Origin of the sequence: Pseudomonas sp. WS 5021 (assembly GCF_012985535.1) — a bacterium.
Classification (GTDB): domain Bacteria; phylum Pseudomonadota; class Gammaproteobacteria; order Pseudomonadales; family Pseudomonadaceae; genus Aquipseudomonas.
This window is the reverse complement of sequence record NZ_JAAQWP010000001.1, coordinates 720,505-735,002: the sequence shown is the minus strand read 5'-3', so window position 1 is coordinate 735,002 and position 14,498 is coordinate 720,505. Positions and strand designations below refer to the sequence as shown.

General features: G+C 60.6%; 15 protein-coding genes and 1 pseudogene. 10 read left to right on the top strand and 6 right to left on the bottom strand.

All coding sequences use genetic code 11. The features are described 5' to 3' along the window. The 3 genes from HBO19_RS03400 (at position 1) to HBO19_RS03390 (ending at position 2,211) form a co-directional block, all read left to right on the top strand. The gene (locus HBO19_RS03400) at positions 1-645 is read left to right on the top strand and encodes an HAD-IB family hydrolase (RefSeq protein ID WP_170056890.1); all 645 of its coding nucleotides are present in this window, start codon (positions 1-3) and stop codon (positions 643-645) included. Positions 646-761: 116 nt separating this feature from the next. Then, positions 762-1,712, top strand: coding sequence for a hypothetical protein (locus HBO19_RS03395; protein ID WP_170041946.1), 951 nt, complete (start codon positions 762-764; stop codon positions 1,710-1,712). 124 nt (positions 1,713-1,836) lie between these two features. Next, on the top strand, positions 1,837-2,211 hold the full coding sequence (locus HBO19_RS03390; RefSeq protein WP_170041945.1) for a helix-turn-helix transcriptional regulator: 375 nt from the start codon (positions 1,837-1,839) through the stop codon (positions 2,209-2,211). Between the two features lie 22 nt (positions 2,212-2,233). Here HBO19_RS03390 and HBO19_RS03385 read toward each other — a convergent pair whose 3' ends face one another. Continuing rightward, the gene (locus HBO19_RS03385; RefSeq protein WP_170041962.1) at positions 2,234-2,998 is read right to left on the bottom strand and encodes an amidase family protein; all 765 of its coding nucleotides are present in this window, start codon (positions 2,996-2,998) and stop codon (positions 2,234-2,236) included. 115 nt (positions 2,999-3,113) lie between these two features. After that, on the bottom strand, positions 3,114-4,169 hold the full coding sequence (locus HBO19_RS03380) for an MBL fold metallo-hydrolase (RefSeq protein ID WP_170056889.1): 1,056 nt from the start codon (positions 4,167-4,169) through the stop codon (positions 3,114-3,116). Between the two features lie 133 nt (positions 4,170-4,302). Between HBO19_RS03380 and HBO19_RS03375 the strand changes: the two genes are divergently transcribed. From HBO19_RS03375 to HBO19_RS28665, 3 genes are all read left to right on the top strand, one after another. Continuing rightward, positions 4,303-4,926 carry a TetR/AcrR family transcriptional regulator gene (locus HBO19_RS03375; protein ID WP_169955307.1) on the top strand — a complete coding sequence of 208 codons (624 nt, stop codon included), beginning with the start codon at positions 4,303-4,305 and terminating at the stop codon, positions 4,924-4,926. A gap of 197 nt (positions 4,927-5,123) precedes the next feature. Then, on the top strand, positions 5,124-6,182 hold the full coding sequence (locus HBO19_RS03370; RefSeq protein ID WP_169955308.1) for a diguanylate cyclase: 1,059 nt from the start codon (positions 5,124-5,126) through the stop codon (positions 6,180-6,182). Positions 6,183-6,345: 163 nt separating this feature from the next. After that, the gene (locus HBO19_RS28665; protein ID WP_170056888.1) at positions 6,346-7,665 is read left to right on the top strand and encodes a PAS domain-containing methyl-accepting chemotaxis protein; all 1,320 of its coding nucleotides are present in this window, start codon (positions 6,346-6,348) and stop codon (positions 7,663-7,665) included. Positions 7,666-7,669: 4 nt separating this feature from the next. Here HBO19_RS28665 and HBO19_RS03360 read toward each other — a convergent pair. Together HBO19_RS03360 and HBO19_RS03355 are read right to left on the bottom strand one after the other, a co-directional pair. Beyond that, positions 7,670-7,768, bottom strand: a pseudogene (locus HBO19_RS03360) (LysR family transcriptional regulator); the annotation flags it as partial. Positions 7,769-7,821: 53 nt separating this feature from the next. Continuing rightward, positions 7,822-8,145 carry a DUF2025 family protein gene (locus HBO19_RS03355; protein ID WP_076962912.1) on the bottom strand — a complete coding sequence of 108 codons (324 nt, stop codon included), beginning with the start codon at positions 8,143-8,145 and terminating at the stop codon, positions 7,822-7,824. Positions 8,146-8,390: 245 nt separating this feature from the next. Here HBO19_RS03355 and HBO19_RS03350 point away from each other — a divergent pair, with 245 nt between their 5' ends. After that, entirely contained in the window at positions 8,391-9,518 is a 1,128-nt protein-coding gene (locus tag HBO19_RS03350) for a glycerophosphodiester phosphodiesterase (protein WP_170056887.1), read from the top strand. Beyond that, positions 9,519-10,193, top strand: coding sequence for an AraC family transcriptional regulator (locus tag HBO19_RS03345; protein WP_170056886.1), 675 nt, complete (start codon positions 9,519-9,521; stop codon positions 10,191-10,193). On the opposite strand, the gene HBO19_RS03340 is transcribed toward HBO19_RS03345, so the two are convergent. Beyond that, complete coding sequence (locus HBO19_RS03340) at positions 10,185-11,063, bottom strand: sterol desaturase family protein (RefSeq protein ID WP_169955312.1); 879 nt, start codon at positions 11,061-11,063, stop codon at positions 10,185-10,187. The genes HBO19_RS03345 and HBO19_RS03340 overlap by 9 nt on opposite strands. A 151-nt stretch (positions 11,064-11,214) precedes the next feature. Here HBO19_RS03340 and HBO19_RS03335 point away from each other — a divergent pair, with 151 nt between their 5' ends. Continuing rightward, on the top strand, positions 11,215-11,520 hold the full coding sequence (locus HBO19_RS03335) for a PepSY domain-containing protein (RefSeq protein WP_038442689.1): 306 nt from the start codon (positions 11,215-11,217) through the stop codon (positions 11,518-11,520). Positions 11,521-11,571: 51 nt separating this feature from the next. On the opposite strand, the gene HBO19_RS03330 is transcribed toward HBO19_RS03335, so the two are convergent. Further along, entirely contained in the window at positions 11,572-13,200 is a 1,629-nt protein-coding gene (locus HBO19_RS03330; protein WP_169955313.1) for a methyl-accepting chemotaxis protein, read from the bottom strand. Positions 13,201-13,431: 231 nt separating this feature from the next. Here HBO19_RS03330 and HBO19_RS03325 point away from each other — a divergent pair, with 231 nt between their 5' ends. After that, on the top strand, positions 13,432-14,454 hold the full coding sequence (locus tag HBO19_RS03325) for a transporter (protein ID WP_169955314.1): 1,023 nt from the start codon (positions 13,432-13,434) through the stop codon (positions 14,452-14,454). The last annotated feature ends 44 nt before the right edge of the window (positions 14,455-14,498 follow it).

The window sequence follows — 14,498 nt, the reverse complement described above, 5'->3', positions numbered from 1 at the left end:
ATGCTAGAAGCCGGCCCAGTGGGCGCCAAGGTACTTTCAGTGTTCGACTTCGACGGCACCCTGACCCGCCACGACAGTTTTGTACCGTTTCTCAAGTTTGCTTTCGGCAAGCAGGAATTCAACCGCCGGATGCTCAAGCTGGCGCTGCCGGGCTTGCGTTTTCTGTTGCGCCGGATGAGCCGGGATGAGCTCAAGGCGCAGTTGATTCGCACCTTTATGACCGGCGTTGAGAAAGCCTGGGTGCAACAGAAAGCCGAGGAATACTGCAAGACCCACTGGAACAAGCTAATGCGCCCTGCCGGTTTGCAGTCGGTGGCCGATGAGATCGGCTCCGGTGCCGAAGTGACATTGTGTTCGGCTTCGCCGGCAATCGTGTTGCAACCTTTTGCCGATCGCCTGGGGATCAAGCTGATCGGGACCGAGCTTGAGGTGGTCGATGGGGTGTTGAGTGGGCGCCTCACAGGTAACAACTGCCGTTGTGAGAACAAGGTGCTGCGGCTTGAAGCGGTGTATGGCGACCTGGGTGAGTATCGGCTCAGGGCCTGGGGCGACACGCGCGGGGATCGCGAGTTGTTGGCGGCGGCGCAGGATGCGCATTGGCGGCATTTTCATTCGGCCAAGCGTCGAGGCAAGTCGAAGCCGTAAGCCGCTTGGAACCCGCCCTTTCAGACGCGTTGAAAGGGTTGCGTCTTGATAGCGGGCATTTGTGCTACCCGCACAACCCCGCTATTAATAGCGAATCTTCCCACGGACCCGCCCCGATGAAATTCGACACAGCCTATTGCCTGAGCCTGGACGAAAAGCTGTCGATCTATGACGTGCGCGACCTGAATTTCGACGAAACCGCCGCCTTCGATTCCGACAAGGACAGTTTCCTGTGCCCCAACGATGATTGCCGTGCGGCGTTTGCAACGGGCAATGTGCTGGGTACGTTCAATGCAAAGAACGTCAATTACCTGCGCACCCCGCATTTCAAGAACCTGCCCAGCACCCGGCATATCGACGGCTGCCGCTATGCCAGTCACAAAGCCGTGCCAGGAGAAGCCGAGGATGGGCGCGAGGAGAACTTTCCGTCGGAATTTGTGCTGACTCGGCGTCAGTATGAACGCAAGGCAGCCATCCGCGGCGCCACAGACACTCTCCCACAGGATCTGGCGAAAGCACCTTCGGAAATCTCCAATACTTCCCACAGTGCCAGCGAAACCACACCAGACAAGACCAGCGTCTTCGCCCACCCGGTCGAATGCTACGTGTCCAACATCGACGACAAGGAAAAGCTCAAGGGCATGCCGCTGAAGATCGGCGAGCAGACCGCGAGCTATTGGGCGTTTTTCAAGAAAATCGAATACCTGCAAGACAACAAGGGCTTGATCTATTGGGGCCGGATCAAGGCGATCAAGGACTACACCAGCAGCTTTCGCATCGACTTCGAAAAAAAGGTGTGGCTCGACAAGAAGCCCTACTCCGTCAACGTGTACCTGAACAAAAAGCTGATCGAGAACTACCGCAAGCGCAAGGCGTTCCTGGAGCAGATCAAGGCCGCTGTAGACAGTGAACGCCCGCTGTATTGCTTCTTCTATGGGGTGACGCCGGAGTTGAAACAGGTACCGAGCAAGAAAACCCCCGAGCAGACATTCGGGGTGTTCAGCGCCGATATCCAGAACCTTGACCACCTGCTGATCCGCGAGGCGCCGGGGCTGGTGGAGAAATGAATTGAGGCGTCCACCAATCGCGGGCCAGCTATCCAGGAAATGATCGAGTTGATGAACGGTCAAAACAACTGTACAAAAACACAGTATAGTTTGTTCTCCCCCGTTGGATTCCTGGAGAACCCCCATGTCCTCTCTGGCAGTGAGCACCACCGTAGATCAGCAAATCGTCCTTCATCAGTTCACCCCACGGCACAGTGTGCAGGCCCGCGCGCTGCTGGGCTGGAGCCGGGAAGACCTGGCCCGGCACGCCGGGGTTGGGGTGGACGCTGTCCAGCGCTTTGAAAGCCATCAAGAGGTGGATGACGCCATCCGCATCGCCCTGGCATTTCGCCTTGAGCACGAAGGCCTGGTGTTTTTCCCGGGGTTTGCGCCGGGGTGGGGCATGAGCGGGCGTCGCTCCCCAACACCACAGGCTGATGCCGAACCTGGTCGCCGTAGCCTTATCGCACGGCTGCTGGGCTCGACATCGTCGAATACGCCTCATCCCAACGGCGCATAGGCCCGCTGACCGCGCAGCGGGTTCACCTCGCGTACATGCCGGCGCGTGCCTGCATCGCCTGTTGATAGATCCGTACCAAGGCCGACAGCGAGTCCCGCGCCCAGCGGGCACCATAGAACCAGAGCACGACCTTGGTGCCGTTGAGATCGTCATTGAATAGTTGGCATACGCCTGGGTATCCGGTTTTGCAGAAGCCGTGAAAAGCTGGGCTTTGGCCATCGGACACCAGCGCGTCGAGGCGATGTTCGCTCACCCGCTCATCGATCTGGTTGCTGGACGCCAGGGAGAAATACGCAGCGGCATCCGGTAACTGCGCCTGCACTGGCACCACTTCGGCACCGGCATCCTTTAACACCTCCAAGGCTTGGAGAAATCCGCTGGAGTGCTCCACCGTTTCACGCACACCGTTGCGCAGATATTGGTCGGCAAAACCGATACGCCAATCGGCCAGGACAGGAGCAGATTTCGCTGCATTGTTTTCCATGACTGGCGGGACTGCCACCATGACCGGGCCCGCAGGGTCGACGCCGCTCAGGGCTATGAGCGATAACGACGGATCACGCACAGTCTTCATCATCGGCCCCGGGACATCGAACCTGGGGCCCTGGACAACAGGTGCTGCGGCAGGCTGGAACTCAATGCCACCCCGAGGTGTTGCCCCATTGTCCGTCGACCCAGCGGGGGCTATCGGCGCGCAAGGCACTGCGTTAAGGATGTTGAGCAGCAAAGGTAGCCCCCCTGAACAGGCAGCACCTGGCGCCAGGATTTTCCTACATTTGTCCTCCATCAAGGCCCACTCCCAGGAAATGAATTCCCCGAGATCATCCCATCCTTTTCCGGTCGGTTCTCATGGCAGAAATACGTTGAAAAGCCCTTTTACAGACAGGACGTTGCAAACACCCTCAACTCGCCAGCGGTTGCGTCACCTGGGCCTCGACGTCCAGCCACCAGGCATGCCCGCGCTCAGGTGCCGCCAGCGTGAAAGCCTGACCCATGGCGGGCGTGGTAATCGACACATTGCGCTCCCAGGCCAGGGCCATGATGCAGTCGAACGGCTCATGCCAGGCATGGAATGCCAGATCAAAAGTGCCATTGTGGATCGGCAGCAACCAGCGCCCCTTCAGGTCGATATGGGCCTGCAAGGTTTGTTCGGGCTGCATGTGCACATGGGGCCAATCGACGTTGTAAGCTCCCGTTTCCATCAGCGTCAGGTCAAATGGCCCGTATTGCTCGCCAATGCGCTTGAAGCCATCGAAGTAGCCGGTGTCGCCACTGAAAAAGATACGCCGGGCGCCATCAATCATCACCCACGAGGCCCACAGCGTCTGGTTGCCATCAAACAGCCCACGCCCGGAAAAGTGCTGGGCCGGGGTTGCGACAAAACGGATACCGTCCACCTCGGTGCCCTGCCACCAATCCAGTTGCCGCACCTTGTCGGGCGCTACACCCCATTTGATCAAGGTGTCGCCGACGCCCAGCGGCGCTAGAAAATAGCGGGTCTTGGCCGCTAACTGCACCACCGCCTGGCGGTCCAGGTGGTCGTAATGGTTGTGCGACAGGATCACCGCCTCAATCGGCGGCAGTTCTTCAAGGCTGATGGGTGGCTGATGAAAGCGCTTGGGGCCGGCCCAACTGAAAGGCGAGGCACGCTGGGCGAACACCGGATCGGTCAGCCAGAACTTGCCACGCATTTTCAGCAGGACGGTGGAATGTCCCAGGCGGTAGACACTGTGGTCCGGGGCACTCTGCAATTGTTCACGCGTCAGGCGCTGCACCGGAATCTCCCCCACGGGCCGCGTACTGCGGGGCTTGTGAAAGAGCATCTTCCAGAAAATCTGCAGGGTTTTGCCAAAGCCCGCACGGTTGACCGGCGCATGATTGTTGAAGTGGCCTTGCTGCTGCTCGGATGGCTTGAGCGCGGCAGAGGGGGTGTCGAGACGGTTAGAGATCGTGGCCATTACAAAGTGACTCCGGTACGTTCTGCTGATGCAGATCAACAACTACACTGCACAGTGTAGTTTCAAGATTGCAACAAAACCCGTACCAAGTAAACTACCGAGTGTAATTTTCTTCCCAGAGCCGAATAGCCCCATGACTGCACCCCAACGCCTCACCGACCGTAAACGCGAAGCCATTGTGGCGGCAGCCATTGCCGAGTTTCGCGACAACGGTTTCGAGGTCACCAGCATGGACAAGATTGCGGCCACGGCCCGCGTCTCCAAGCGCACGGTGTACAACCACTTCCCCAGCAAGGAGGAGTTGTTTACCGAGATCCTGCACAAACTGTGGGCCAGCAGCGTGGCGCAACTGGATGTCAGCTACAGCAGCCAACAACCCCTGCGCGACCAGTTGCGAGTGCTGTTGGAAGCGAAGATGAAAATGATGTCGGACGCCAACTTCCTCGACCTGGCCCGGGTAGCGATTGCTGCGACCATCCACTCTCCTGAACGCGCCCAGGACATCGTCAATCGCCTGAGCGAGCGCGAAGAAGGGTTTACTTTGTGGGTGCGTGCCGCCCAGGAAGACGGGCGTCTCAAACCCGTTGACCCGTGCTTTGCCGCCCATCAGGTGCAAAGCCTGCTCAAGGCGTTCGCCTTTTGGCCGCAAATCACCCTCGGCCAGCCCACCCTGGACTTGGCTACCCAGGCCAACGTGATCGAGTCGGCAATGGACCTGTTCCTGGCCGGCTACGAGATTGCTCCCCTTCCCCGATAAGCCCTTGTGTCGCCAATACGACGCTCAGAAGTCGTTTTTACCGTAATCCCTCTGGATCTCCACGCAAATGGCCCGGAAGGACACTGATTATTCCCACGTAAATAACTGACAATAATCGCCTGTCATCTGGCGTAAATGGCCTTTGAATAACCTACGCCTTCGCCACTTAAAAAAAGAAAAATCTGACGCAGGGATCTATGGAAAACCTTCGAGGCAAAGGGCTGTCATTTGCCCGGCGCATTTATCGGCCGCGCATTATCGGGCTGGGCGTTGGCAGCATTTGCGTGCTGGCCGCCCTGTACCCGCTGGCCATGCCCGGATGGATCTGGGCGCTGTGGCTGTTCAACGCATTTATCTGGCCGCACCTGGCGTACCAACTGTCGAGCCATTCGGCATTTCCCTACCAGGCTGAGCGCCGCAACCTGCTCTATGACTCACTGTCCGGTGGGTTCTGGGCCGCAGCCACGCAATTCACACCGCTGACCGCAGTGACCATCCTCGCGATGATGACCATGCATAACGTCGCGGCGGGCGGCAAACAGTTGATGATCCAGGGCATGCTCGCGCAACTGGTGGGCGTCGCGCTGGCCTGGCTGGTATTCGGCCCCTCGTTCAACCCCAATGTCGGCCTGATCCAGGTGTATTCGTGCCTACCGATGTTGATCCTTTACCCCGTCGCCATCGGCATGGCCAGCTATCGCCTGGCCATCAAGCTCTCGGAACACAAACGTGCCCTGAGCGCCCTGAGTCGTACCGACAGCCTCACCGGCCTGCTCAATCACGGTTCCTGGAAAGACCTGCTGCAACTGAAGTTCCACAAGTGCCAGCAGCAACAGTCCCAGGCCACCATCGCGTTGATCGATATCGACCATTTCAAGCAGATCAATGACGCCTATGGCCATATCGTCGGTGACCGCGTGCTGCGACAACTGAGCAAGGAATTGCAGCGCAACGTGCGGGAAAATGACCTGGCGGGCCGCTACGGTGGCGACGAGTTCTGCGTGATTCTCCCGGACGTGCCGCTGGAGCAGGCCAGTTATGTGATGGAGCGCCTGCGGGAAATGTTCAGCCGCTACCGCGATCCGCAGGTTCCGGAACTGCGGGTCAGCCTGAGCATTGGCCTGGCGGCCTACCAGGTGCAATTCACCCAGGCGCATATGTGGCTCAATGCCGCAGACCAGGCGCTGTACGCCGCCAAAGGCACCGGGCGCAACCGGGTGACGGTTGCCGAATCACTGGTCGCCCGCTCTGCCTGAATAGAACTTCCTTTGGTGCCCATGACTCAGAGCTCCCAGCTGTACTGTCTGCCGGTATAACGGAAGCCGGCAATAAGCACGTCTGCCGTGGGCCTGGGGCTACACGGCGCGAAAGCGCACCCATGGATACATCCACGCACGTTGCATCACTGAGCACGCAACCATGCTATTTACCGCCCACAAAAAAACCATCACTACCCTACAAGAAACTGTCAGCCAACAAGCAGGCCTGCTCGATGCCATCGAACGCTCCATGGCCGTGATCGAGTTCGATCTACAAGGCAGCGTGTTGCGCGCCAATGACAACTTCCTCAAGACCATGGGCTACCGCGAGGATCAAGTCGTCGGCCAGTCCCACCGCCTGTTCTGCACCCCGGCGTTTGCCCGCAGCGCCGACTACAGCCAGTTGTGGACGCAACTGCGCAATGGCCAGTTCCAATCGGGCACCTTCGAGCGCGTCGCCGCCGGCGGTCATTCGGTGTGGCTGGAGGCCAGCTACAACCCGGTACGCGACCAGGCCGGCCGAGTGGTGAAAATCATCAAATATGCCTTGGACGTAAGCGCCAGGATGCAGGCCGAAAGCGAAGCCAATGCCAAGCTCGAGGCGATTGACCGGGCCATGGCCGTGATCGAGTTCAACCTCGACGGCACCATCATCACCGCCAACCAGAACTTCCTCCAGCGCCTGGGCTACAACCTGGCAGAAATCCAGGGCAAGCATCATCGCCTGTTCTGCAAGCCGGAGCTGGCCAACAGCCAGGAATACACGGACTTCTGGCGCCGGCTGAACCAGGGTGAGTTGTTCAGCGGCCAGTTCGAGCGCATCACCCGCTCCGGCCAGACGCTGTGGCTGGAAGCCAACTACAACCCGGTGTACGACGCCAGCGGGCGCCTGTGCAAGATTGTGAAGTTCGCCTCCGACGTCACCGCGATGGTGGAAAAACACGCCGCAGATGCCCAGAGCGCAACCCAGGCCTATCACATCTCCCTACAGACCCGGGACATCGCCGAAAAAGGCGCCGAGGTGATTCAGCAGACCGCCAGCGGCATCCATGACATTGCCGCCGACATTGAAAGCTCATCCAGACTGATCGCCAAGTTGGGCGAGCGCTCGCAGCAGATCACCGCCATCGTCAACACCATTCGCGCGATTGCCGACCAGACCAACTTACTGGCCTTGAATGCAGCCATTGAGGCCGCCCGCGCGGGTGACCAGGGCCGCGGATTTGCGGTGGTCGCCGATGAAGTCCGACAACTGGCCGCACGCACCAGCGGCTCCACGGCGGAGATCTCGAGCATGATCGAGATGATCCAGAGCGAGACCCGCCAGGCCATCGACAGCATGGACAACACCCGCGACCGCGCAGCCCAGGGCGTGGGCCTGGCCAACCAGGCCGGCACGGTGATCCTGCAGATTCGCGAAGGCGCCAGCGATGCCGTGCGGGCGGTGAGTATGTTTGCCAATGAGCGGGTGGGGTTGTAGGCGCTTACGAGGGATGGCTCAGGTGCCGGCCCAGCTCGTCGAACAACGTCACCACTGAAAGCAGCGCCCGACAGTCCGGGCGCGTCAGCAACCACAAGGCGGTGTCGTAACCCGTGAGCGCCGGCCCCAACGCCTACGGGATTTGCGTGATGGTGATCAACCCACCAGGCTGCGCACCGCGCTGATCTGCGGGATCTCGACCCGGCGCATATACACGCGCAACGGCTCAGTGATGTTGATGCGATCATCGATGTTCTGGTCCAGCAGCAGTTGGATGTGCTCGCGGGACAGGGTCATGGCCTGGTCGGCCGCCGGCTGCCAGACGAACTCGCTGGTGGGGATGATGCCGTCGTCGGCGACATCCATGCCGAACGAGTCTTCGCTGAAACGTACGATGTACTGGCCGGTCTTGCGGTTCAGGCCGACAAAGCCGTTGAGTTGGTCGGCGGCCTGGCAGATGAGTTCCGATGTGATGCGCATGCTAAACCTCACTGAAAAATCCCATAGGGGAAGTGAACGATGGTTTACACGCGAGGCGGCGAAATAAGGCAATGGGGTTCCCTCTGGCGGGGAAACTCGGGCCAAGAATACTGCATAGCACGGCACAAAAGCGCAGAAAAAATAGCGCATGCGCACGTTAATGTCGGTTTGGTGATAGCGCGATTTGCATGCAATTGTTAAAAAGGAACCCTTCTTGAAGCTACCTCCACGAAAGGACCTCGCACATGCCTGCTACGTTTACCAAGAGTGCCCTGCTGCTCGCTCTGATGATGGGCCTTGGCCACGCACAGGCTGCAAGCCCCATCAGCCCGGTTGAACTGGCGACCAAGGACGGCATCCCCCACCCAGCCGTGATCGCCCACCGGGGCGCGTCCTTCGATGCGCCGGAGTCTACCGCTGCCGCCTACAAGGTCGCGCGCGACCTGGGTGCCGACTACCTGGAACTGGATCTGCAGCGCAGCAAGGATGGCGTGCTGTTTGCCCTGCACGACAACAACCTGCAACGCACCACCGACGTGGCCACCAAGTTCCCGGAGCGCAAGGACAGCCCGGCCAACGAATTCACCTGGAAAGAGCTGCAAACCCTGGATGCCGGCAGTTGGTTCAACACCGCCTACCCGGAGCGTGCGCGCCCGGGCTTCGTCGGGTTGAAAATCCTCAGCCTGGACGAAATCATCAAGATCGCCGAAGGCAACCCCCAGCACAAACCCGGCCTGTACATCGAAACCAAGGAGCCCAAGCAGTTTCCGGGGATCGAAGCCGATCTGAAGGACAAACTGCTGGATAAGGGCTGGCTGAGTTCCGTGGGTTCCAAGCTGGGCAAGAGCAACACCGGCGTCGGCCAGGGCAAGGGCCGCGTAGTGCTGCAAACCTTCGAGACGGCCAGCCTCAAGGAACTGCAGAAAGAAATGCCCAACACCCCGAAAATCCTGCTGTTGTGGGTGGGTGAAGGCAGCATCGAGCCCAAGTCCAAGGTGACCTTCGCCGAGTCCGGCGAGCCAACCAAGGCGGCCTACTATGCCAAGCAGGAACCCAAGGACGCTGCCGAGTTCGAGAAGTGGGTCGATGAAGCCAAGAGCCTCGGTGCGATTGGCACTGGCCCGTCTGCACAACTGACGGCCCTGGGCGACCAGAGCTATTCGGACCTGGTCAAGCCCGAGATGAACCAACTGACCCACGACAAGGGCCTGCTGGTGCACGTCTATACCGTCGACGAGCCGGTGGATTTCGAGAAGGTCATGAGCGCCGGGGTCGATGGCATCTTCACCAACCGCGCCGCCGAACTGCTGAAGTTCTACAAGCGCTGGCCGTCGTCCAGCGTGCAGGACCTGCTGCAGGACAACGGTTACTGAGTGAGCGAGTGGTCAGGCCAACTGTGGCTGGGGCCGGATTACGGCCTGATCCTCGGTGAGACGGGGCCCACGGCGCCCCACGCCCATTACGCCCATCAATTTATCCTGTGCGCGCATAGCCCCATCACGGTCAGCCTTGATGGGCAGCTGCAAACGGCGTATCGCCTGTTCATCCCCTCTCGCCAGCCCCATGCCATCGTCCATGCCCCTGGCACGGTGTTGATGGCCTATGTGGAGCCCGGTGCATTTGATCGCGAGTCGTTGCAACACGCCCTGGATACCGCCGATTTTTCCCATGAGCACCTTGCGCAGACATTGCGCCAGCTGCCACGTCGCCAGGCAGACGATGAGCGCGTGCAACGCGCCCTGCACACCCTCGATCAACAGTTGAGCGGCAAGGTCTCGGCGCAATCATTGGCACAGGCGGCGCATCTGTCGTTGAGCCAGTTGGAGCGCCTGTTCGTCAGCCAGCTTGGCGTGCCGGTACGGCGCCTGGTGATGTGGCGCCGCCTGCGCCTGGCACTGGACCTGGCCCTGAACGGCCACACCCTGACCCAAGCGGCCCACGGCGCTGGGTTTGCCGACTCGGCGCACTTCTCGCGGACCATGAAGCAGCTGTTTGGCGTGACCGCCGGGGCCTCATTGCGCCATCTTCAAGTACACCTCCTACCGTAGTGCGGTGGGTACCGGGGGTTCCTTGCTCAATCGCGCGGGACTGAAGGGCTCACGCAACTGCTCGACGTAATCCAGCGGATAGTCCGGCCGGCTGCCAATCCCCAGGTCGCCCTCACCCATTCGATAGTCCTCGGTGTAAAACGCAGTCCCCAGCAGCCAGTCCCACAGGTTGAAAAACAAACCGAAATTCACATCCCCCGCGCGCCCGTATTTCATATGGTGAAAGCGATGCACCGGCGCCCAGGCAAACACCCAGCGCAGCGGCCCCAGGCGCATATCGACATTGGAATGCTGTAGCAGCAACTGGATCGCAATGGCCAACGCCAGCAGCATCGCCACCTCCACTGGAATGCCCAGCAGGATCAGCGGCAGCAAACCCGCCGCGGCCTCGAGCATCTGGTGCAAGGGATGCTTCATCAAGCCATTGAACCCATAGAGCCGCTGCACGCTGTGGTGCACCGCATGCAAACGCCAGAGTGCGGCGATGCGGTGGCTGGCGTAATGCATCAGGGTGATGCCCGCGTCGGCAATGATGATCGCCAACAGCAATTGCGCCCACAGCGGCCAGGCGCGCGGCCAGGCGCCCTCGATGGCCAGCCATGCCGTGAGCAGCGGCAATGCCAGCAAGCCCAGGGCGTTCAGGCTTTCATTGACCAGCGCGTGGAGGACATCCCGGCGTCGGTCGCCTAGGCTGCGGTTCCACTGGGGCTCGTAGGGCAAGCACAGTTCGGCGATAAACGACACGCCGATGGCCAGCGCAAACACCGCCAGCAGCCACTGCGAGGCGCCTAGGGTGACCAACCAGAGCCCCGCGCCAATAAACCCTGCCCAGAACAAGGGGGCGTATAGCCAAGCCAATATCTGTTTCATAAGTGTCTCCCGTGGGTGAGACACCAGCATGAAATCTCCCGGCACGGGGCGATTGAACAAACAACGCAAACGTCCTACACAATTAAGGGTGAATTAAGTTGCGCGAGGTAATCTGATCCCACTTAAACAGCTCACCCCAAAGGACTCCATCATGAAAAACCTGACCGCTCTGTTCGCCGCTGCCGCCCTGACCCTGACCGCCGGCCTGGCCCAGGCCGATGTTCGCCCGGACCAGATTCCAAGCCTGCTGCAATCGGGCGCCGTGAAGCCATTTGAACAACTGAACGCCGCCGCCCTGGCCAAACATGCCGGCGCCACCATCAACGACACTGAGCTGGATAACGAAGCCGGGCGCCTGGTCTACGAAGTTGACCTGACCGACACCACTGGCAAGAAGTGGGATGTGAAGCTCGACGCCAAGACCGGCGAAGTGCTGGAAAACAAACAAGACACTTAAGTTGCCCCAGCCACACAACGCGCCGCCTTCGGGCGGCGCAGTTGTGTCTGGTCAGGCACTCAGGCGCGCGGTCACTTCATTGAGCTCGGCCGACAAGCCCCGCAGGTTATGACTGGCGGCTTCGGTGCGCTGCACGTTGTCCAGGTTGGCGGTGGCCACCGTGGTGATTTGCGTGATGTTGCGCGAGATATCCTCGGCCACCGAGGTTTGCTCCTCGGCCGCCGTGGCGATCTGCCGGTTCATGTCGCGGATCGCCTCCACCGCCTGGGTGATATGACTGAGCATCGCCCCGGCCTGGGTGACTTTTTCGACACTCTCGTCACTGCACGACTGGCCGCTGATGATCGCCTCGGCGGCATCCACCGCCCCCGTCTGCACCGCCTGGATAATCTGGTTGATCTCGATGATCGACGCCGCCGTGCGTTGCGCCAGGCTGCGCACTTCATCGGCCACCACCGCAAAGCCACGCCCGGCTTCGCCCGCTCGTGCCGCCTCGATTGCCGCATTGAGGGCCAGCAGGTTGGTTTGTTCGGCGATGCCGCGAATCACTTCCAGCACCGTGCCGATGCGCACGCTGTCGGCTTCCAGGCGGCGGATGATGCCACCGGTGTTGAGGATCTCGTTGCGCATCTGGCCGATGGTGGCAATGGTCACTTGCATCACCTGGCCGCCTTCACGGGCCGAGTGATCGGCCTCGTCCGCCGCTCGCGAGGCACTGGCCGCGTGGCGCGCGACTTCCTGGGCGGTGGCGGACATTTCGGTCATCGCCGTCGCCACCTGGTCGGTCCGGCTGAACTGGTCCTGGGTGCCCGTCGCCATCTGCCCGGCAATCGAATTCAGCTCGCCACTGGCGCTCACCAGGTCCTTGGCACTGCGCTGCAGGCGGCCGAAGGTTTCGGCGAGAAAATCACGCAACGTGTTGGCGGCTTGGGCCAAGTGCCCCAGCTCATCCTGGCGCTGGCTGGCAACGCGCTCGGCAAACCGGCCATGGCTCAATTGGGCCACATAGTCGATCAGGCCCCGGATCGGCAAAATCAGGTTGCGGTTGATCAACCACAGGCTGAACAGACCGATCAGCACCCCAGACAGCACCATCACCGCCAAGCCCAGCATCACGGTACGTTCGGCATAGGCGCTGATTGCCAGCGACTGCAACTTGCCCTGCTCATGCAGTTGCGTGACCAGCGCGCTCATCTGTTCGCTCACCGCGCGGTCCACGCCCTTGACCGCGTTATCCCCGGCCGCCGCATCGGCACCGGCGGCCACGTACGCATCACGCCCCTTCTGGTAGGCCACGCCCAGCAACTGGTGCTCCTGGCGCAAGGTGTCCAGGCGACGGCTCAAGCCTGGATCGCCCTCGGTGTTGGCCACCAGGCGCGCGAGGATGCCCTGCACTTCCCGTTGCCGATCCTGGAATTGCCCCCAGTACTTGTCCATGTCCTGGGGCTGTTTGCCACGCAGCAGGACGTTTTTCCATTCCTGGACCTGGACCTTGAATTGCACGTTGGCCTCATCGATCAGCTGTGAGGTCTGCAACGGCCCCTCCAGCAAACTGCGATAACTCTGCACACCGCTGGAGAGAAAATGAAAACACGCCAAGGCAATCAACAGCATTGCCAACAAGCTGCCACCGAGCAACGACAGGATCTGTGCTCTCAAGGACTTTCGCAAAAAACTCATCGGGGAAAAGCCTCGAAACAGGGAAATGGGGACCTGCACCGCAACATCCCTGTCAACCAACGCACAGCCAATCCAATGGCATGCTTGCGCCTTGAATCGGCCGGGCCAGACGCTTCTTGAGCGCAGTGGATGAGCGGTCGGGCGGGAGCGACCCGTAGCTGACACAAAACTGTCAAATCCCCTTGCAATGATTGCGCAACGTGCACCCATCGCCTGCCTCTGCGAGCCCTCATGAACCACAGCATCGACCACGGCCACCAGGACTCCGACCTGTTTGGCCTGCTTTACGGTTTCCGCTTTCGGCCCGGCGAGAAAGCCGAGCAGATCGACTCGGCAACCGTGCTCAAGGCCTTGCACGCCCCGGCCGACCCCGATGAATTCCTGTGGCTGCACCTGAACCTGGCCCACGCCGCCTGCCAGCGCTGGATGCAGGCGCACCTGGAGTTGCCGCCGGAGTTCTTCGAGGCCTTGCACGAGGGCTCGCGCTCCACCCGTATCGAACATGTGGACTCGGCCTTGCTGGCGGTGGTCAACGACGTGGTGTTCAACTTCAGCAGCATGATGTCATCGGACATTTCCACCTTGTGGGTCTGCGCTCGCAGCCGCCTGCTGATCAGTGCGCGCCTGCAACCGCTGCACTCGGTGGACAAGCTGCGCTCATCGGTAAAGGCCGGCGAACACTTCCGCTCGCCCCTGGAGTTGCTGGTGCATCTGCTGCGTGACCAAGGCGAGGTGCTGACGCAGATCGTGCGCAAGACCAGCCTCAGCGTCGACCAGATCGAAGACCAGTTGCTGTCCTCGCGCCTGTCCACCAACCGCGCCGAACTGGGGGCCATGCGCCGGGTGCTGGTGCGCCTGCAACGCCTGCTGGCCCTGGAGCCGGGCTCGCTGCTGCGCCTGCTCAACCGCCCGCCGCAGTGGCTGCAAAAGGAGGACGTGAAGGAGCTGCGCAAATCCACCGAAGAGTTCGCCCTGATCATCAACGACCTCACGGCCCTGGGCGAACGGATCAAGTTGTTGCAAGAAGAAATCGCCGCCAACCTCAACGAACAAAGCAACCGCACGCTGTTCACCTTGACGGTGGTGACGGTACTGGCGCTGCCGATCAATATCATTGCCGGTTTTTTTGGCATGAACGTCGGGGGTGTGCCGCTATCCCAGGACCCCGAGGGGTTCTGGATCCTGGTGGCGTTGGTGGCGACGTTCACCTTGATTGCCGGCAGATGGGCATTTCGCAAGCGCCAGGATTACTGAACCGGCGCCTACCCAGAATTTGTGGACCGGCGGTTATCTCAATC